The following is a 19,698-nucleotide window of genomic DNA, read 5'->3' as shown; positions in this document are numbered from 1 at the left end:
GTTGCTACCAGTTCCGGGTGGTGAAGAATCGGGGCGAACCATCCCCGCCGTCGGGAACCCCGGAGCCGCTCCGGACCGACAGGGTGCCGTCGTTGATCCGCAGCGACATCGGGCCCGAGAAATCGGCCTCGTCGAGCCAGAAGCGGAAGCCGATGGCAGTGGTGCCGGTTTCGCCTTCGAGAGTGGTGCCGGCGGGCTCGATCGAGCGTCCGTCCGCGAGCTGGAGGTCGACCGGTTTGCCGAGGTCGTGGGGTTCTCCTCCGGTGTGCTTGAGATAGAGGTCGAGCCACAGGTTCCGGTGATCGCGGGTGACCGAGGCGTGGGCGATCCGGAATCGTGCCGCGGGGTCGCTGCCGCTTTCATACGGGCGCAGCCACTCCCAGCCGGCGAAAGCCAGCGAAATGACGAGGCAGACCAGCAACAGGAGCATGCGTCGATTCACGGGTGCAGGCATAGTCGGGCGGGGACGGGCGGCAAATGCAAAACAGGCGGCCCTGTCCGGGCCGCCTGTTGGATGAAACGAATGGATCGGGTAACGATCAGTCGGTGTAGGCCGGGGCGCCGTGTTCGGCGACATCGAGGCCTTCTTCCTCTTCCTGGGCATCGACGCGGACGCCGATGACCAGCTTGAGGACGAAGAAGAGCAGGCCGGAGGTCACGAAGGCAAAGGCGCTGATCACGACCGTGCCGAGCAGCTGGGTGCCGAGGCTGTGGTCGGCGTTCGTGCTGAACAGTCCGACAGCCAGGGTTCCCCAGACACCGCAGATGCCGTGAACGGAGACGGCGCCGACCGGATCGTCGATCTTGATCTTGTCGAAGAACAGGACCGAGAAGACCACGATCAGACCGGCGATCGCACCGACCAGAACCGCCATCCAGGGCGAGATCACGTCGGCGCCGGCGGTGATGCCGACGAGACCAGCGAGGATGCCGTTGAGGCCCATCGAGAGGTCGGGCTTCTTCAGCACGATCCACGAGGTGAAGATGGCACCGAGGCCACCGGCGAAGCCGGCCATGGCGGTGGTGACAAAGACGCGGGAGACGCCTTCCGGGTCAGCGCTCAGGACCGAGCCGCCGTTGAACCCGAACCAGCCGAGGAAGAGCATGAACACGCCGATGTTGGCGAGGGGCAGGTTGTGCGGAAGGACCGGCTTGACGCCTTCCTTGGTGTACTTCCCGCGACGAGGGCCGAGGATGAGGATGGCGGAAAGCGCGGCGAAACCACCGAAGGCATGGACCAGGGTCGATCCCGCGAAGTCATAGAAGCCCTTGGCGTCGAGCCAGCCGGTACCCCACTTCCAGGAGCCGGTGATCGGGTAGAGGAAGGTCACCAGGATGGTGGCGTAGATCATGAAGCTGCCAAGCTTGACGCGCTCCGCAACCGCACCGGAAACGATGGTGGCGGCGGTGGCGGCGAACATGGCCTGGAAAATGAAGTCGGCCCAGATGGTGTAGCTGGCGTATTCGGCAGTGACATTGGCGGTGCGGGTCGCTTCGTCAGGGAAACCGTTCATGAGCTTGCTGCCCATGGCGAAGAAGCCGTTCCAGTCTTCACCCATCGTTCCCGGATACATCGCGTTGAATCCCCAGGCCATGTAACCGAGGGCACCGATGCAGACGATGAAGACGTTCTTGAAGAGGATGTTGACCGTGTTCTTCTTCTGGCACATCCCGGATTCCACCGAGCAAAAGCCGAGGTGCATGATGAACACGAGGGCGGCCGAGAGCAGGATCCACAGGTTGTTCACCGTGAACATCGCGGCGTCCGGGCCCGCCATGAAGGCTTCGTAGGTTCCTTCGGCCGGGGGGGCTTCCGCTTCTTCGGCAGGGGCGGCCTCGGCCGGCGCGGCCGGAGTCGTTTCTTCAACTGCCGCAGGCGGCGGGGTGGCTTCTTCCTGTGCAGAGGCATGCGGTGCCAAAGGCAGGACCATCATTGCAAGGGCAGCTAGTGCGGATGCACTGCTTGCCATTCGTGTTTTCAGGCTCATTTCGACTCGGTTTCGGATGGATTGTGCAGCCAGGTTTTTTGTCTTCCTAACTGCGGATCGGCAAAAAGCAGATGGCGTGCCAGCGGCAAAAAGCATCGTGGAAGTCCCTGACATGACGGGCGATTCCCGACGATCGGGGCGGCCCTGAAGCGGTGCGGCGAACGCACGCGGAGACCTGGTTTTCAGAGCGCAACCGGCTGCCGCGAAGGGCGATTGGCGGGAGGATGTCTGTATCCGGATGCCCCGGCTCGACAGATGGCTGGGTTGACCTGCGGGGAGGGACGTCTGTTCGACCGTGATGCCGGCGGCAGGGAAGAATGGGCGGGCTCGAAAGGCTCAGACCCCGACAATCCGGGGCGGGCGACCGTCGTTCCAACGGGGGTGCCTAACCGCCCGTGAGGTCACTTTTCTGGCTTGCCACTGGCATCTGCTGCACCTAGTTACCCCGCCGAAGCGGCGCTTGCGCGCGTTCTTTTCACTGGACAATACCTTTAGCTTTTCTTAAACAAATCGCGAAAGGTAGTATCCAGCGGCTGAAAAGCATGCCTGTGATCCGCCGTTGATGCTGACCTCCGCGGGATAAGCCCAGGCTGACCCTGTCGAGCCAAGCAGTAATCGAACAACCGAATACCAAGATGCGCAAATACACCAAAACTGTCGGCGCCCTGGCCGCTGCCTCCGCCCTCGTGGCCGGCAATGCCATGGCTGAAATCGAAGGCGAGATCCACGTCGGCTACGCCAACATGTACGAGTTCCGCTTTGTGGACCTCGGCCAGGACATGGTTGAAGCCGGTGTCGATCTTTCGCTCGGCGAATACTCGGGCTTCAGCTTCGCCGCTGGTGCTTGGTACGCTTCCACCAATGACAGCAAGAGCTCGATCATTGGCCAGAACCTGAACGCCAACGAACTGGATCTCTACGCGAGCGTCGGTTACGAGTGCGGCCCGGTTTCCCTGGAAGCTGGTTACATCTTCTACCACTTCCTTGATGTCGCTGGTATCGACACCCAGGAAGTTTACCTCGCCGCCTCCACCGAGCTCTTCTGGGGTATCGGTGCCGGTGCGACCTTCTTCTACGACTTCGATGCCAACAACGGTTGGTACCTGCAGCCGGAGATCACCAAGTCCTTCGAATTCAGCGAATGCCTCAGCCTCGACCTCGCGGTTGGCTGCGGTATCGCCGACGGCCACGGCCTTCAGGTTGACACCAGCGCTCCCTTCTTCAATCCGGGCGCCACTGCCGACGGCTATCAGGGCTACTACGTCTCCGCTGCTCTCCCCTGGGAGTTCCGCGACGGCGTGACCCTCACCCCGTACGTGAAGTACACCGATGGTGACAGCGACCTGCTCACCAACCTGACCGACGTGACCTCGGGCCAGGACTACCTCATCGCGGGCGTGAAGCTGGCTGTCAGCTTCTGATCGCAAGGCGATCCTAACAATTGCTTCGGGCGGCCACGGCAACGTGGCCGCCCTTTTTTGTGCTCGTGACGCGGGAGAATGGTATGGCCCCTGCTAATTCCAGTGTGAATTATCGGCCAAAACTTCACATCGGCTGATGGTAAGAAACACGAGATCCCAACCTTCATGAAATCGTTTCCCATTCTTCGCGCCTCGATCGCAGGCTTGTTGGCCGCGGCCGGACTTGCCCATGCCGAACCCCTCAAGATCGCCTATTCCGACTGGCCGGGTTGGATCGCCTGGGAGATCGGGATCCAGAAGGGATGGTTCAAGGAAGCCGGGGTCGACGTGAAGTTCGAGTGGTTCGACTACGTGCCGTCGATGGACGCCTACGTCGCCGGCAAGGTCGACGCGGTGTGCATGACCAACGGCGACGCGCTGGTGACAGGGGCGACCGGCAAGCCTTCGGTGGGCATCATCATCAACGACTTCTCCAATGGCAACGACATGATCGTCGCCGCCCCGGGGATCGAGTCGATGAAGGACCTGAAGGGCAAGAAGGTGGGCCTCGAGGAAGGCTTCGTTTCGCACCTGCTGCTGCTGACCGGCATCGAAAAGGCGGGCATGAAGGCCGGCGACGTGACGATCGTCAACACGCCGACCAACGAGACGCCGCAGGTGCTGGCCTCGAAGGCCGTGGACGCGATCGGCGCCTGGCAGCCGAGCTCGGGCCAAGCGCTCAAGGCGCTGCCGGGATCCAAGCCGGTGTTCACCTCCGCGGATGCCCCGGGCATCATCTACGACCTGCTTTACGTCTCGGCCGAGAGCCTTGAGAAGAACAAGGAGGACTGGGCCAAGGTGGTGAAGGTTTGGTACAAGATCGCCGATTACATCCGTGACGAGGAGAACCTCGACGACGCGCTGAAGATCCTCTCCGGCCGGGTGAAGGTGACTCCGGAGGAATACGAGCCATTCCTCAAGGGCACCTACATCCTGACCCTCGACGAGGCGCTGAAGCGCTGGGAGCCGGGCGAAGGCTTGGGCAATGTCTACGGCTCGTCGAAGATCGTCGATGACTTCAACCTGAAGTTCGAGGTTTACGACAAGAGCCAGGATCCGGCGAAGTACCTGGACCCCTCGCTGACCAAAGCGCTGGCCCCGAAGGGCGAGTGAGCGGGTTTTGATTTCATTGTTAGGAGCGTCCCGTGCCGAGGTGGCACGGGGCGTGCGCTCCCGCCCGCATCCGACCTTATGGCTCGACCTGCAATTCTCAGGGGTTGGTTCCTGATCCGTCGTGACCTGCCGCATGGCCGGCGGGTGCTGTTGACGGTGGTTTCCTTCCTGCTGCCACTGGCACTCTGGTGCGTGGTTTCCTACGTCCCCTGGATCTGGCATCCCGACGTCAAGATCGAGCTGTCAGCCGAGCGGGAAGGGGTGACCACGGTGTTCACGGCGGGCGACCACGTGAGCCGAGAGTTCTTCCCGGAGTTCGTCGAGGCGGTGCGCCAGGAGAATGCGGCGGTGCTTGCCGCCCGTGAAGCCGGGACACCCGGCTCCGGTGCCAAGCGGAAGAACCAGAAGCTGCTGCGCCAGCTTGCGCCGCTGGCCGTCGAGCAAGGCTGGCTGGACTACACCGACGGGCAGAACGATGCCGTCCTCTACCACGTCTGGCGCGACCTGGCGACGGGTGCCAGGACTTCGGCCGATCCAAAGCTCACTCCGGAGAACCTGGACATCGTCCGCCGCAACTGGGCGGTGATGTCCGCCCTTTCGCCCGACTTTTCCTACAAGCAGCTGCCGGACGAGCCGCTGCTCAAGATCGTGCCGCAGGGCATGCCGGCGAACCCGGTCTACCTGCCGGCGCCGCATGAGGTGTTCCGCGCGGCCAAGCGCGACTTCACTGCCGAGGTGCCGACCGGTGAGCTGACGATGGGCCAGCGCTACCGCCAGTCGCTGCACATCATCATCGCCGGCTTCCTGTGGGCTTGCGTGGTTGGGATTCCGCTGGGGATCCTGTGCGGGGTCTTCGATTTCTTCTCCAAGCTGCTCGAGCCCTTCGTCGATTTCTTCCGCTACATGCCGGCACCGACCTTCAGCACCCTGCTGGTCGCGGTGCTGCTGGCGGGCGACGCGCCGAAGGTCGCGCTGGTCTTCATCGGCACCGTCTTCCAGATGATCCTGGTGGTGTCGAAGACGACGCGGCTGCTCGACCCGGCGCTGCTCGAGGCGGCCCAGACCCTGGGTGCCAAGCCGCGCCAGATGATCACCAAGGTGGTGATCCCCGGCATCCTGCCGAACCTCTACAACGACCTGCGCATCCTGCTCGGCTGGGCCTGGACCTGGCTGGTCATCGCCGAGCTGATCGGGGTCAAGAGCGGCCTCACCGAGTTCATCGAAACGCAGGGTCGCTTCCGCAATTTCGAACGCGTCTTCCCGGTGATCATCCTGATCGGGGTCACCGGCTTCGTGACCGACCAGATCCTGTCCTGGCTGCACGGCCTGCTGTTTCCCTGGGCCGGCAAGTCGGGGAACTTCTCGCGCGCCGTGGCGAGCTTCGTCAGCTGGCCCTTCCGCATGGTGGCGGCCGGGGCGAGGGAACGGATCGCGGCCTCGGAAATGTCCACCCCTGAAGTCCGCCGCAACGAAGCATCATGAGCACTCACGTCGAACTTCCCAGCTACCGCGAGCAGGCTCCCGAGGTCGCCGCTCGCTTCGCCCGCCTGCAACAGCGCCCGGTGGCGCTCGAGGTCAGCGGGCTGACCAAGAAGTTCGAGACGCCGCGCGGGGTGGTCACCGCGCTGAGCGACGTCTCTTTCTCTGTCCACAAGCGCGAGCTGATGTGCGTGATCGGTCCCTCGGGCTGCGGGAAATCGACGCTGGTGCGCATCCTAGCCGGGCTTGAGACGGCGACCGCCGGCGAGCTCAAGGTCTACGGCGAGCCGGTCTCCGGGCCGGGTCCCGACCGCGGCATGGTGTTCCAGGGCTACACGCTGTTCCCCTGGCTGTCGGTGAAGGAGAACGTGATGTTCGGGCCGAAGATGGCCGGCAAGTCGTCCTTCACCGCCGAGCGCGAGGCGCGCGAGTGGATCGATCTGGTCGGGCTGGCGAAGTTCGAGAATTCCTATCCCCACCAGCTCTCGGGCGGGATGAAGCAGCGGGTGGCAATCGCCCGCGCCCTGGCCAACCAGCCGCGGGTGCTGTTCATGGACGAGCCCTTCGGCGCGCTCGACGCCCAGACCCGCTGCAAGATGCAGTCATACCTGCTGGATATCTGGAAGAACGTCGACATCACGATTGTCTTCATCACCCACGACCTCGACGAGGCGGTGTTCCTGTCCGACCGCATCCTGGTGCTCGATGCCAATCCCGGCCGGGTCGCGGAGATCGTCGAGGTGCCGGTGCCGCGGCCGCGCTCCGAGCAGCAGCTCTTCGATCCGACCTTCATGGCCACGCGCAAGCACATCGACCACATGATGCACCCGCCCGGCCAGGAGCAGAAGGAGGCGCCGGTGCTGCGCATGGCCGTCGCCGATCCCGACGTGATCTGAAGGACCGATTTCCAACAGGGGGCCATCGCGGACCCGTTGTTTCACACTTTTCAACTAAAACGTATGAATCAAGAAAGCATCGGGGCGCTTCGCGACTCGCTCAAGCAACAGGGGGTGAAGTACTGCATCGGCGCCTACGTCGACATCCATGGCGTTCCGAAGGGCAAGTTCGTGCCGATCGACCACTTCGAGGACTTCGCGGCGGGATCGGAGCTCTACACCGGTTATGCGCTCGACGGCCTCGGCCAGAAGCCGAACGACGACGAGATCAACTCGGTGCCCGACCTCGAGCGCGGCTGCGTGCTGCCCTGGAACAAGGAGGTCGCCTGGTTTCCGGCCGACAATACCTTCAAGGGGCAGCCCTACGAGGTGAGCACCCGGGTGGCCCTGAAAAAGCAGCTCGCCGCGGCGGCGGAGATGGGCTTCGGGATGAACCTCGGGATCGAGTGCGAGCTCTTCGTCCTCAAGCTCACCGAATCGGGGCAACTGGAGATTCCCAATCCCGACGACGACCTGGTGAAGGCGTGCTACGACGTGAAGCGCTTCATGGACCGCTACCCCTGGCTCGACAAGATGGCCAGCGCGATCAACGGCCTCGGCTGGGACCTCTACTCGCTCGACCACGAGGACGCGAATTCGCAGTTCGAGTTCGACTTCAAGTATGCCGACGCGCTGACGATGTGCGACCGCTTCATCTTCTTCCGCCTGATGGCCAAGCACTACGCGGCCGAGGAGGGGCTGCTGGCGACCTTCATGCCCAAGCCCTTCGCCAACCGCACCGGCAGCGGCGCGCACTTCAACATGTCGCTCTACGACCTCGAGAGCGGAGGGAATCTTTTCAAGCGGCCACACGACGAGGATCCGCGGGGTCTCGGGATCAGCGAGCTCGGCTACCAGTTCATCGCTGGCATCCTCAAGCACGGCCCGGCCTTGTGCGCGGCCTTCGCGCCGACGGTCAACAGTTACAAGCGTCTGGTCCGCCGCGGGCTGATGTCCTACTACTCTTGGGCGCCGGTCTTCAATTCCTACGGCCGCAACAACCGCACCAACTCGGTGCGCGTGCCGATGGCGGGCGGTCGCTGCGAGAGCCGCAATGCGGACGCCGCCTGCAATCCCTACCTGGCTGCCGCGCTGGTGCTGGCGGCGGGGCTGGAGGGGATCCGTGAAGGGCTCGATCCGGGGCCGGCGCAGGAAGAGAACCTTTACGAGCTGTCGCCCGAGGAGTTCGCCGCGCGGGGGATCCGAGAGTTGCCGCGGACGCTGGACGAGGCGGTGGCGGCCTTCGCGGAAGATCCCTTCGTGGAAAAGGTCCTGGGCAAGGAACTGCGGGACGAGTTCATCACCTACAAGTCGGAGGAGTGGCGCCAGTACCACCAGCGGGTGAGCCAGTGGGAAATCGACACCTATGCGCGGCTGTTCTGATCAAGGGCGGCTTGGCTGCCGGTCCGACCCAGCCGGCTGAAGTCGGCGCTCCCTTTTTGAAAGACGATGAAACCGATCCTGCTCGAACAACTTGCCTGGCCCGAGATTGCGGAGCTGCGCGGGACGAACGGTGGCTTGTTGCTTTTGCCGCTGGGCGCGACCGAGCAGCACGGGCCGCATCTGCCGGTGGCGATGGACACGCTGCTGGCGGAGGCGGTGTGCCACGCGGTGTCGGGCAAAACCGGCGTGCCGGTGCTGTCGGCGCTGCGCTACACCGTCTCGCAAGGCCACACCGCCAAGTGGCCGGGCACCTTCTCGCTGCGGCACTCGACCTTTCTGGCGGTGCTGCGCGACGTGGCGGAATGGGCGGCGGCGACCGGATGGCAGCGGCTGCTGCTGGTGAACTCGCACTTCGGCAACGACGCCCCGGCGCGGGTCGCGGTGGACCAGCTGCGGCTGGCCTTCGAGGGACGCTTTCACATCGGCCTGCGCCATGTCTTCCAGCTGACGCCGGGGATCTGGAAGACCTACACCGACGATGCCGCGGATCTTCACGCCAACCGGGCAGAGACTTCGCTGATGCTGCACTTGCATCCGGAACAGGTGCACGAGGACCGTCTGGCCGACGCGGACGACCCGGACCGGACGACCGGAACGGTGTTCTCCCACCCGGTTGCTCGGACCAGCCTCAACGGCGTGACCGGCATGCCGTCGGCGGCGACCAAGGAGGAGGGCGCGCGCTTGTTCGGGGAGATGGTCGTGGCGCTCGAAGCCGAGGTCCGCAAAGCCATTGTGGAAGAGCCGCCTTTGCCGGAGGAGGAATGGTCCGGCATCCCGCTGCCTCCGGTTTTCTGATCCCATGAGCGAACTCGAGAAGATCTTCGAATCGATCCGGCAGGCCTGCGACGTGCCCCTCTCGCAGGCGACGACCCTGCCGCGCGAGGCCTATCGCAGCGAGGCTTTCCACCGGTGGGAGCGCGAGGCGCTGCTCGCGGGCGGTTGGATGGCGGTGGCGCATGTCTCGCAGATCCCGCTGGCGGGCGACTTCATCACGCTGGGCCTGTTAGGCGAGCCGCTGGTGGTGATCCGTGGCAAGGACCAAGAGATCCGGGTGATGTCGCGGGTCTGCCCGCACCGGGCGATGGACATCCTGCCGCCCGGCTATTCGGAGGGCCGCCTGACCACGGCCGAGCGCCGCGAGGGCTTGCCGGAATCCTGTGGCCACGCCCGCTTCCTGCTCTGTCCCTACCACTCGTGGACCTTCGATCTCGACGGCCGCCTGCGGGCCTGTCCGGAAATGCAGCTGGCCGAGGGCTTCCAGCGCGACGAGTGGGGCTTGCGCGAGTTCCGCAGCGAAACCTGGAACGGTTTCGTGTTCGTGAACCTCGATGGCGAGGCACCGCCCTTTGCTGGTGACCTCGAAGGCATGGCGGCGGCGATCGCGCCGTGGAAACCGGCGGAACTCGAGGTGGTCCTGCAGCGCGAGTGGGAGTGCGAATTCGACTGGAAGGTGCTGGTGGAGAATTTCATGGAGTCCTACCACCACCTCGGCGCGCACCGGAAGACGCTGCAACTGCTGATGCCGGCGAAGAACACGTGGACGGAGGAGGAACACCGACGCTACGTTCATGGCCACTTGCCCTACACGGCGGAGCACCGCGCGGCGATCGAGGACTCGCTGGCGAAGGGGGATGCGGAGACCGGGTTCCCGGTGATCCGGGGATTGGAGGAGGACGGCTTGAGCCACTGGCACCTTTATCTGGTGCATCCCTGCTTCCTGTTCTTCACGGGTCACGACTGCTGCGCGTGGTATCGGGTCGAGCCGCTCGGTCCGGGGCGAATGAAGCTGCTGACGACCTTGCTGGTGCCGGTGGAAACCACCAAGCGGGAAGACTTCGCCGCGATCATGGAGCGGGAAACGCAGCGGCTGTTGGCCTTCCACCTGGAAGACATGGAGGTGTGCACGGCGGTGCAACGGGGGCTGGCCTCCGCTGGCTGGCAACCGGGCCGCCTCAGTCATCTGGAGATGCCGGTGTGGCTGTTCCATCGCTTCCTCGCGGCGCGCAGCCGTGGGTCGTGGCCGACCGCGGACCGGCCGCCGGCACCATCGCAGAAGGAGGTGACGTCATGATCACCGGAGGCTGCCTGTGCGGGGCGACCCGATATGCGATCGACGCGCAGCCACGATGCACCTCGTACTGCCATTGCGAGGACTGCCGGCGGGCAAGCGGGGCGCCGGTGGTGGCGTGGACGTTCTTTCCGACAGGCTCGCTGGAATGGACGAAGGGGGCGCCGAAGCTGCTCAGTTTTGCCGAAAGGGAGCGGGGATTCTGCCCCGAGTGTGGCACGCCGTTGAGTTTCTATGATCCGGCGATTCCGGATGAGTATGAGGTGACCACCTGCAGCCTCGACGACCCGTCCTTGCTTCCGCCGCGCGACCACAACTGGGTGGTCGACCGTTTGCCGTGGTTTGAAACCGCCGACTCCCTGCCGCGCCATGAGCACTATTCCGAGTGAGCTGCTGTGGCTCGGCGACTTCGTGGAACTGGGGCCGGCGAGCTTCCGGATGGGTGCTGCGGAAGATGACCGCTTTGCCACGGCGTCGGAGCGGCCGGTCCGTGAGATCTCGATCGGGCACCGCTTCGCCATGGGTGTCTTTCCGGTCACCGTGGCCCAGTGGCGCTTCGAAAAGGAAGGGAGCTATCCGGTGGTGGATTTCTCCTGGAACGATATCGATGGCTGGCTGAAAGAGGCTGCCGACAAGTCGGGCTTGCCCCTGCGCCTGCCGTCCGAAGCGGAGTGGGAGTTCGCGGCGAGGGCGGGGCGGAGCGGGGGATTCCCCATGGGAGATTCGATCGGTCCGACGGAGGCCAACTTCCTCCACGACGACGGCAAGCAGCGGATCGGGCTGGGCGGGCGGACGCCGCGCGGGTGCTACCCGCCGAACGGCTTCGGCCTCGAGGACATGCTCGGCAACGTTGCCGAATGGGTGGCCGACACCTGGTCGCCGGATCTTTCCGCGCTGCCAGCCGACGGGCGGCCGCACCTTGCCGCCGATGCCGGCCTGCGGGTGGTGCGATCCGCAGGTTGGGACGCCTTGCCGCGGCTGCTGCGGCTGTCGGCCCGACATCCGCTGCCGGCAGATCGGCGGCAGGACAACCTGGGATTCCGCCTCGCCTGCGACCTGCCATGAAGCTGATCCGCGCCGTGTCCTGTTGGGGAAACCAGGCTTCGCCCGTCGAGGCCCTGGGCCTGGCCTGCGAATGGGGCTTCGAGGCGGTCGAGGGACCGGCGGAGGTCATCCGGGAGATCGCCGGGGAAGGCATGGAATTGATCGCGGAGATCGTCACCGGCTGCGACTCTGGAAGCTATGTGCCGGGGCTGAAGGTGACGCCTGACGAGCATCTGGAGGACTTCCGGCGAAAGCTCGATCTGGCCCTTGATGCGGAGCCGCTAAGGATCACGACGATGGCCGGGAGCGATTTCTGGGACTTTCCGACTGCCTGCCGCTTCTTCGAAGACCTTCTTGGGATCGCGGAACAGCGCGGTGCGAAAGTGTGTATCGAGACCCATCGCGCTCGGCCGACCTTTCATCTCGCGAGGACGCGGCGATTCCTGGAGGAATTGCCGAACATGAAATTGACGCTCGATGTCTCTCACTGGTGTGTGGTCTGCGAACGGCTGATGCCGGGAGAGGTCGAATGGATGGAAAGCATCCAGGCGAAGGTCGGGCATCTGCACACGCGGGTTGGCTACGATCAGGGTCCTCAGGTCCCGGATCCACGGGTCGAACGATATGGCGCGGAGCTGGCGGCGCATTTGGAGTGCTGGAAGCGGATTGCAGAACGGCATCAGGACAAAGGGGCTGAGTTCTTCACCGTCACGCCGGAATTCGGCCCGGACGGCTATCTGCAAAGTGAACCGTCGAGCGGGAGACCGGCAGCGGATCTGCGCGAGATCAATCGATGGATCGGCGGGCGCGTGGCGCAATTGCTGGAGGAATCCGGTATGAAGAAATGAAAAAAACTTCACATTCGGCACCTCGGGTGCTTTCTCCGGGGCATGTCCACTGACGCACCCAGCGACGGCCTGCGGCGGATCACCGTCTCGATGCCGGAGCAGACCTTCCAGGCCTTCGAGAGGCTGGTCGCCGAACGCGGTTTCGACAGCCGTTCCCAGGCGGTCGCGGAGATGATCCACCAGCACGCCGCCGAGCATCTCGGCAAGATCGGCAAGGAGGTCATGGCGGCGACCTTGTCGCTGGTCTACGACGAGTCGAAGAGCGCGCTGCTGCGCGACCTGTCGCGGATCTTCCGCGAGCACATCGCCGAGGTGATCTCCTCGCAGCACGTGCTGCTGGAGGACGACCACGTGCTCGAGGTGATCCTGATGCAGGGGCCGGCGAAGACGCTGCGCGAGATCGCCAACAAGCTGGTCACCTGCAAGGGCGTCAAGACCGCCCACCTGACCCTCACGCCCCATCTCATCCCGCCCTTGCACGCCAAGGCGAACGCAACCCGCGCATGAAGACGATCCTCGAACGAACCCTGAGCGGTGCCGGCATGTGGTCCGGCGTCATTTCCCGCGGCAAACGGCTGCGCCTGACCGACCTGGAAGGCGGCGCGAATGTCGGCATGATGCTCTACAACGCCCTCGAGCGGCAGGAGCGCTACAACATGCCCGACACGCTGAAGGGTCAGCACATCTTCTACCTCCGCGCTCCCTACTGCCTGCACTCCGACATGGGACGCCTGCTGGCTTCGGTGACCCATGACGACTGCGGCTGGCACGACACCGTCTGCGGCCACAGCGATGCGGCCGGGGTGTTCCGGAAGTACGGTGCCTGCGACTACCAGCAGGCGCGCAACGAGTGGTTCCGCAATGCCCGCGACTGCTTCCTGATCGAGCTGGCGAAGTGGGGGCTGGGCAAGAAGGACCTGGTGCCGAACCTCAACTGGTTCAGCAAGGTGGTCGCGGATGAAGCCGGCAAGCTGAGTTTCGTCCCCGGCAACTCGAAGGCCGGCGAGCAGCTCGAGTTGCGCTTTGAGATCGACACGCTGGTGGTGCTCAACACCTGCCAGCATCCCTTCGACCCGAACCCCGGTTACCAGCCCAAGCCGGTGAAGCTCGAGGTTGTCGATGGCGATCTTCCGGCGGAGGACGATCCTTGCTTCAAGGTCCGGCCGGAAAACTTCCGGGCCTGGGAGAACAACGAAACCTATCACGCGCTGCGCTTCTAACCGCCATGACCGAAAGCAAACTCGACCCGGCCACGGCCGCCTACCGCCACGTCATCCCGGCGGGGGACTGGTGGGTCCATGAGATCAAGCGTGGCCAGACGCTGCGGATCCTGGACCTCGAGGGCAACCAGGCCGCGGACACGCTGTTCTACAGTGCCGCCGACCCGACCGACCGCTACTCGGCGGACGGGACGATCCAGGCCCAGCAGGCGCTCTACCTGAGCACCGGCACCAAGCTGATGAGCACCGAGGGGAACGTGCTGTTGGAGATCACCGCCGACACCTGCGGCCGCCACGACACCCTGGGCGGCGCCTGCTCGCGCGAGAGCAACACGATGCGCTACGCCCACGACAAGGAGTGCATGCATGCATGCCGCGATTCCTTCATCCGCGGCGCGCAGGAATGGAAGATCGAGCTCAGCAAGCGCGACATCGCCTGCAACATCAACTTCTTCATGAACGTGCCGGTGACCCCGGACGGCCAGCTGAGTTTCGAGGATGGCATCTCCGCGCCGGGACGATACGTCGAGATGGTCGCGGCGATGGATGTCGTCTGCCTGATCTCGAACTGCCCTCAACTCAACAACCCGTGCAACGGCTGGAATCCGACGCCCGTGGAAGTGCTGATCTGGGACTAGGAACACCAACCACGGAGATCACGGAATACGCGGAACGAAGAGGGTTTTGAATTGAGGTGTTCCGTGGTTTTGAAACGAAGCGAATGAAAGGCTCCATACTCATAGCAAACCGAGGAGAAATCGCGGCGAGGGCGATCCGCAGTGTTCATCATCTCGGGCTGCGGGCGGTGGCGGTGTATTCGGATCCGGATGCCGGCGCTCCGCACGTCGACCTGGCGGACGAGGCCCACCGGCTCGGGCCGGGGCCGGTGTCGGAGAGCTATCTCTTGAAGGAGTCGCTGCTCGAGGTGGCACGACAGAGCGGGGCAGCGGCGGTGTTTCCGGGATACGGCTTGTTGAGCGAGAACACCGACTTCGCGCGGATGTGCGAGGAGGCCGGGGTGAAGTGGCTGGGGCCGACTCCAGAGCAAATCATTGCCTTCGGCCTGAAGCACGAGGCGCGGAGGTTAGCTGGCGAGGCGGGGGTGCCGCTGGTGCCGGGGACGGACTTGTTGGAAGATGCCGCGGCAGCGGTCGCGGCGGCGGAAGGCATCGGCTACCCGGTGATGCTGAAGAGCACGGCTGGCGGCGGCGGGATCGGGATGAAGGTCTGCCGCGACGCGGAGGAGCTCGCGAAGGAGTTTGAAAGCGTGGTGCGCTTGAGCGAACGCAGCTTCGGCTCGGGCGGGGTGTTCATCGAGCGCTTCATCGAGCGCGGCCGCCACGTCGAGGTGCAGATCTTCGGCGACGGCGAAGGCCGGGTGCTGGCGCTGGGCGAGCGCGACTGCTCGGTGCAGCGGCGCAACCAGAAGGTGTTCGAGGAAACCCCGGCACCGGGGCTTTCCGACGAGGTCCGCGCGGCCCTGCATGCGGCTGCGGTGACGCTCGGGGAGAGCGTGAACTACCGCTCGGCCGGGACCGTGGAGTTCATTTACGACGCGGATCGTGAGGACTTCTTTTTCCTCGAGGTGAACACGCGGCTGCAGGTCGAGCACGGGGTGACCGAGCTGGTGACGGGCATCGACCTCGTCGAGTGGATGATCCGGCTGGCGCTCGACCCGGAATGGACGATGCCTGCCAGCGCCCCGCCGCCGCAGGGCCATGCCATCCAGGCGCGGGTCTACGCGGAAGATCCCAACCACAATTTCCGCCCGAGCGCGGGGCTGCTGACCGAGGCGGAGTTTCCCGAATGGACGCGCTGCGACGGCTGGATCGCCGCCGGCACGGAGGTCAGTCCCTTCTACGACCCGTTGCTGAGCAAGGTAATGGTCCACGGCAAGGACCGCGGAGACGCGGTCGACCTGCTGACGCGGGCGCTCGACGAGAGCCAGATCTCGGGGATCGAGACCAACCTGCGCTACCTGCGGCAAGTCGTACGGTGGTCGTCGTACGTCGCCGGTGGCGTGGCGATGCGCGACATGGCGGGCTTCGACTACCGGCCGCGGACCTTTGATGTGGTCACGGCGGGCACGATGACCACGGTCCAGGATTGGCCGGGCCGGAGGGGGCTGTGGGAGGTCGGGGTGCCGCCCTGCGGGCCCTTCGACGCGCTTTCCTTCCGTCTCGCCAACCGCCTGGTCGGAAACGACGAAGGATCGGCGGGTCTGGAGATCACGATGAGCGGCCCGAGCTTGCGCTTCAATGCGGACGCGGTGATCGCCCTGACCGGAGCCCCGGTGCTGATGCTGCGCAACGGCGAGCCGGTGCCGATGAACGAGGCAGTCGAGATTGCAGCGGGAGACCTGCTGAAGATCGGCCGGATCGAGGGGCCGGGCATGCGCTGCTGCCTTGCCGTGGCGGGCGGCATCGAGTCGCCGCACTATTTGGGCAGTGCGGCCACTTTCACACTGGGTCGCTTCGGCGGTCCCTTCGGCCGTGCGCTACTGCCGGGCGACGTGCTGGGGATAGGGAGGGTCGACGTTCCGTCGACGAGCGAGTCAATCGGAGCGCGGGGATCTCTGCCGATCGCATCCGAGTGGACCATCGGCGTGCTCTACGGGCCGCACGGGGCACCGGACTTCTTCCTCGACGAGGACATCGAGACCTTTTTTGCGACTTCCTGGGAAGTTCACTACAACTCGGCCCGGACCGGGGTGCGCTTGATTGGCCCGAAGCCGAAGTGGGCGCGGACCGATGGTGGCGAGGCCGGCCTGCATCCGTCCAACCTGCACGACAATGCCTACGCGATCGGCGCGGTGGACTTCACCGGCGACATGCCGGTCATCCTGGGGCCGGATGGACCGAGCCTTGGTGGCTTCGTCTGTCCGGTGGTGGTGGTCGATGCCGAGCTGTGGAAGCTGGGTCAGTTGCGGCCGGGCGACAAGCTGCGCTTCGTGCCGGTCGACGAAGCCTGGGCGGCGCACCAATCGGTGGCGGTGGACGCTTTCCTAACAGGAAAGTCGGATTCCCTGCCGGATCCCGCGGCGATCGGCGAGTTGCCGTCGCCCATCTTGGATCAATTTGGCGAGGGCGATGATGCGGTGGTGGTGAGGCGGGCGGGGGACCGCTACTTCCTGATCGAGTTCGGACCGCATCACCTCGACCTCAAGCTGCGCTTCAAGGTCCACGTGGTCTATGAATGGCTGAAGGAGCAGGGAATCGCGGGAATCATCGACCTGACGCCCGGGATCCGCTCGTTGCAGGTGCATTTCGATCCGCGGGCGATCGGCCGGGAGGTTTTGTGGAAGACGATCCGTGAAGGCATCCATTCCCTGCCGCCGCTTGAGCAAATCGAAGTGCCGGCGCGGGTGGTTCATTTGCCGATCAGCTGGGACGATCCGAGCACCCAGGAGGCGATCCGCAAGTACATGCAGAGCGTGCGGCCGGACGCGCCGTGGTGCCCGAGCAACCTGGAGTTCATCCGGCGGATCAACGGGCTGGAGTCGATCGACGAGGTGAAGCGGATCTTCTTCGACGCCTCCTATCTGGTGATGGGACTCGGGGACGTCTATCTCGGTGCCCCGGTGGCCACGCCGCTCGATCCGCGGCACCGCTTGGTCACGACCAAGTACAATCCGGCGCGCACCTGGACGCCGGAGAATGCGGTCGGCATCGGTGGCGCTTACCTGTGCATCTACGGCATGGAGGGGCCGGGCGGTTACCAGTTCACCGGCCGGACGATCCCGGTGTGGAACCGCTGGCGGCAGACGGTGGATTTCGAGCAGCCCTGGCTGCTGCGCTTCTTCGACCAGCTGCGCTTCTATCCGGTGAGCGCGGAGGAGCTGCTGCAACTGCGGGAGGACGTCCCGCGCGGGCGGCACCAGCTGGAGATCGAGGAGACGGTGTTCCGTTTTGCTGAATACGAGGCCTTCCTCGAGGCGAATGCGGACGGGATCGAGGCCTTCCGGACGAAACAGCGGGCGGCCTTCGAGGCGGAGCGCAAGCGCTGGGAGGAAGCCGGGCTGACGATGGATGCGCCGGCCGAGGCGGTGGTCGAAGTGGCGGAGGTGTCGATTCCGGAAGGATGCACGACGCTCGACAGTCCGGTGACCGGGAGTGTCTGGAAAATCCATGTTCAGGCAGGCGATCTGCTGGGAGGATCCGATACCGCCATGATCCTGGAAGCGATGAAGATGGAAGTGCCGCTCGATGCCGACGAAGCCGTGGAGGTCGTCGAGGTGCTGGTGGCGGAAGGGGCGAGTGTCCGTGCGGGGCAATCGCTGCTGGTGGTGAAGAGCCGGAACTGAACCGCGAAACGACGCGAAGAACGCGAAATTTGGAAGGCATGAAGATCGACGAACTGAAGGCGCGCTTTGCAGAAGGATTCAGGCCATCGGAGTTGGTGGAGGAGATCTGGGCGAAGATCGTGGAGTGGAACGATCCGGCGCTGTTCATTCATCTGCCGGCAAAGGACATTTTGTTGGAGATGGCCCGGGCGGTGGAGCGGAGGCCGAAGGACCTGCCACTGTGGGGGATTCCTTTCGTGGTGAAGGACAACATCGATGTGGGCGGGTGGCCGACGACGGCGGCTTGTCCTGAGTTCAGCTACCTTCCGGAGCGGGATGCCGAGGTGGTTCGCTTGTTGCGCGAGGCGGGTGCCATTCCGATCGGCAAGGGGAACCTGGACCAGTTCGCCACCGGCCTGGTGGGGACGCGCTCGCCCTACGGCGTGCCGCGGAATGCGATCGATGCCGAGTTCCTGCCCGGCGGGTCGAGCGCGGGCAGCGCCTCGGCGGTGGCGGCGGGGCTGTGTTGCTTCTCACTCGGCACCGACACCGCGGGCTCGGGCCGGGTGCCGGCTGCCTTCCAGGGCTTGATCGGCTGGAAACCGACCAAGGGACTGTTGAGCACCAGCGGCGTGGTGCCGGCCTGCCGCTCGCTGGACTGTGTGTCAGTGTTTGCCAACACGGCCGCGGACGCCTCGCTGGTAGCTTCGGTTGCCGGCGTATTCGACGAGACGGATCCCTATGCACGGGAGTTGGCATCGGTTGGCAGCTTCGGAGGGACCTTCCGCTTCGGGGTGCCGGAGGGGCTGGATTTCGCAGGCGACCCGGACACGCCGGCCCTGTTTGATGGCGCGGTGGAGCGGATGAAGGAGATCGGCGGGGTGCCGGTCGAGATCGACCTGACGCCCTTCGTCGATGTGGCCAAGCTGCTCTATGAAGGCCCCTGGGTGGCAGAGCGCTGGGCAGCGGTAGGCGGCTTTGTCGAGGAGCATCCGGGAGATGTCTTCCCGGTGACGCGCAAGATCCTGGAAGCCTCGAAGGGTTGGGATGCGGCGGCTACTTTCCGGGCGCAGTATCGGCTGCAGGAACTGGCGCGGGAGGCCGCGAAGGCGTGGCGGGAGGTTGACGTGATGCTGCTGCCGACGACGCCGCGTCTCTACACGGTGGCGGAAGTACTGGATGAACCGTATCAGACGAATGCCACGCTCGGGCGCTACACGAATTTCATGAACCTGCTCGACCTCAGTGCCGTGGCGGTGCCGGCCGGCGAGGCGCGGGGCGGGCGGGCGCGTTGGGGAGTGACCCTTGCGGCGCAGGCGGGCTGGGACCAGGCATTGCTCGGGTTGGCCGGGCGTTTCGGGGGGGCGGAGTTTGCCCCTGCGGAAGCGGCGAACCGGATCCCCGTGGTGGTTTGCGGAGCCCATTTGGAAGGACTGCCGCTGCATTGGCAGCTCGCGGACCGCGGTGCCAGCTTGCGGGCCCGGACGCGGACGGCGCCGGTTTACCGGATGTATGCGATCCCCGCCTCCGAAGGAATCCCACCGCGACCGGCGATGATCCGCGACGACGAAAAGGGCGCGGCGATCGAGGTCGAGGTGTGGGAATTGGATCCTGCGGCCTTCGGCGATTTCGTTTCGAAGATCCCGGGACCGCTTGGGATCGGCAAGGTGCTGCTGGAAAGCGGTGAGGAAGTGCCGGGATTCATTGCCGAGCCGCGGGCGGCGGAAGGGGCCGAGGAGATCACCTTCCACGGGGGGTGGAAGGCTTGGTTGGAAGCGGTCCGGGATTGAGAAGGGGCGGGCCGTCCAGGTACGCAAC

17 protein-coding genes are annotated in these 19,698 nt (G+C 64.9%); 15 read left to right on the top strand and 2 right to left on the bottom strand.

From position 1 onward, the window contains the following. Positions 1–4: 4 nt before the first annotated feature. A complete protein-coding gene (locus IG178_RS06915; RefSeq protein WP_226895027.1) occupies positions 5–430 on the bottom strand; it encodes a hypothetical protein in 426 nt (141 codons plus the stop codon). A 109-nt stretch (positions 431–539) separates the two neighbouring features. Further along, positions 540–1,931 carry an ammonium transporter gene (locus IG178_RS06910; RefSeq protein ID WP_193211818.1) on the bottom strand — a complete coding sequence of 464 codons (1,392 nt, stop codon included), beginning with the start codon at positions 1,929–1,931 and terminating at the stop codon, positions 540–542. Between the two features lie 692 nt (positions 1,932–2,623). Here IG178_RS06910 and IG178_RS06905 point away from each other — a divergent pair. The 15 genes from IG178_RS06905 to atzF all read left to right on the top strand — a co-directional run bounded on the left by IG178_RS06905 (position 2,624) and on the right by atzF (position 19,670). After that, positions 2,624–3,409, top strand: a complete 786-nt coding sequence (locus tag IG178_RS06905) for a hypothetical protein (RefSeq protein WP_193211790.1) — start codon at positions 2,624–2,626, stop codon at positions 3,407–3,409. A gap of 165 nt (positions 3,410–3,574) precedes the next feature. Further along, positions 3,575–4,561, top strand: coding sequence for an ABC transporter substrate-binding protein (locus IG178_RS06900; protein ID WP_193211789.1), 987 nt, complete (start codon positions 3,575–3,577; stop codon positions 4,559–4,561). A gap of 78 nt (positions 4,562–4,639) precedes the next feature. Next, entirely contained in the window at positions 4,640–6,043 is a 1,404-nt protein-coding gene (locus tag IG178_RS06895) for an ABC transporter permease (protein ID WP_193211788.1), read from the top strand. Beyond that, the gene (locus IG178_RS06890; protein WP_193211787.1) at positions 6,040–6,936 is read left to right on the top strand and encodes an ABC transporter ATP-binding protein; all 897 of its coding nucleotides are present in this window, start codon (positions 6,040–6,042) and stop codon (positions 6,934–6,936) included. The genes IG178_RS06895 and IG178_RS06890 overlap by 4 nt, the downstream gene beginning before the upstream one ends. 63 nt (positions 6,937–6,999) lie before the next feature. Beyond that, entirely contained in the window at positions 7,000–8,358 is a 1,359-nt protein-coding gene (gene glnT, locus IG178_RS06885) for a type III glutamate--ammonia ligase (protein ID WP_193211786.1), read from the top strand. 66 nt (positions 8,359–8,424) lie between these two features. Beyond that, complete coding sequence (locus IG178_RS06880) at positions 8,425–9,213, top strand: creatininase family protein (RefSeq protein WP_193211785.1); 789 nt, start codon at positions 8,425–8,427, stop codon at positions 9,211–9,213. Between the two features lie 4 nt (positions 9,214–9,217). Then, positions 9,218–10,489, top strand: a complete 1,272-nt coding sequence (locus IG178_RS06875) for an aromatic ring-hydroxylating oxygenase subunit alpha (RefSeq protein ID WP_193211784.1) — start codon at positions 9,218–9,220, stop codon at positions 10,487–10,489. Then, the gene (locus IG178_RS06870; protein ID WP_193211783.1) at positions 10,486–10,875 is read left to right on the top strand and encodes a GFA family protein; all 390 of its coding nucleotides are present in this window, start codon (positions 10,486–10,488) and stop codon (positions 10,873–10,875) included. The genes IG178_RS06875 and IG178_RS06870 overlap by 4 nt, the downstream gene beginning before the upstream one ends. Beyond that, a complete protein-coding gene (locus tag IG178_RS06865; protein ID WP_193211782.1) occupies positions 10,856–11,551 on the top strand; it encodes a formylglycine-generating enzyme family protein in 696 nt (231 codons plus the stop codon). The genes IG178_RS06870 and IG178_RS06865 overlap by 20 nt, the downstream gene beginning before the upstream one ends. After that, positions 11,548–12,378, top strand: coding sequence for a sugar phosphate isomerase/epimerase family protein (locus IG178_RS06860; RefSeq protein ID WP_193211781.1), 831 nt, complete (start codon positions 11,548–11,550; stop codon positions 12,376–12,378). The genes IG178_RS06865 and IG178_RS06860 overlap by 4 nt, the downstream gene beginning before the upstream one ends. Positions 12,379–12,420: 42 nt before the next feature. Then, the gene (locus IG178_RS06855; protein WP_193211780.1) at positions 12,421–12,885 is read left to right on the top strand and encodes a CopG family ribbon-helix-helix protein; all 465 of its coding nucleotides are present in this window, start codon (positions 12,421–12,423) and stop codon (positions 12,883–12,885) included. Further along, complete coding sequence (locus IG178_RS06850; protein WP_193211779.1) at positions 12,882–13,598, top strand: urea amidolyase associated protein UAAP1; 717 nt, start codon at positions 12,882–12,884, stop codon at positions 13,596–13,598. The genes IG178_RS06855 and IG178_RS06850 overlap by 4 nt, the downstream gene beginning before the upstream one ends. Positions 13,599–13,603: 5 nt before the next feature. Next, a complete protein-coding gene (locus tag IG178_RS06845) occupies positions 13,604–14,236 on the top strand; it encodes an urea amidolyase associated protein UAAP2 (protein ID WP_193211778.1) in 633 nt (210 codons plus the stop codon). An 83-nt stretch (positions 14,237–14,319) separates the two neighbouring features. Further along, entirely contained in the window at positions 14,320–17,901 is a 3,582-nt protein-coding gene (gene uca, locus IG178_RS06840) for an urea carboxylase (protein ID WP_193211777.1), read from the top strand. Between the two features lie 38 nt (positions 17,902–17,939). Then, positions 17,940–19,670 carry an allophanate hydrolase gene (gene atzF / locus IG178_RS06835; protein WP_193211776.1) on the top strand — a complete coding sequence of 577 codons (1,731 nt, stop codon included), beginning with the start codon at positions 17,940–17,942 and terminating at the stop codon, positions 19,668–19,670. Positions 19,671–19,698: the final 28 nt, after the last annotated feature.

The organism is Neoluteolibacter marinus (assembly GCF_014904755.1).
In the GTDB taxonomy this organism is placed as follows: Bacteria; Verrucomicrobiota; Verrucomicrobiia; order Verrucomicrobiales; family Akkermansiaceae; genus Haloferula; species Haloferula marina.
Note: the sequence above shows the minus strand (reverse complement) of the source record. Positions and strands in the feature narration are given on the sequence as shown.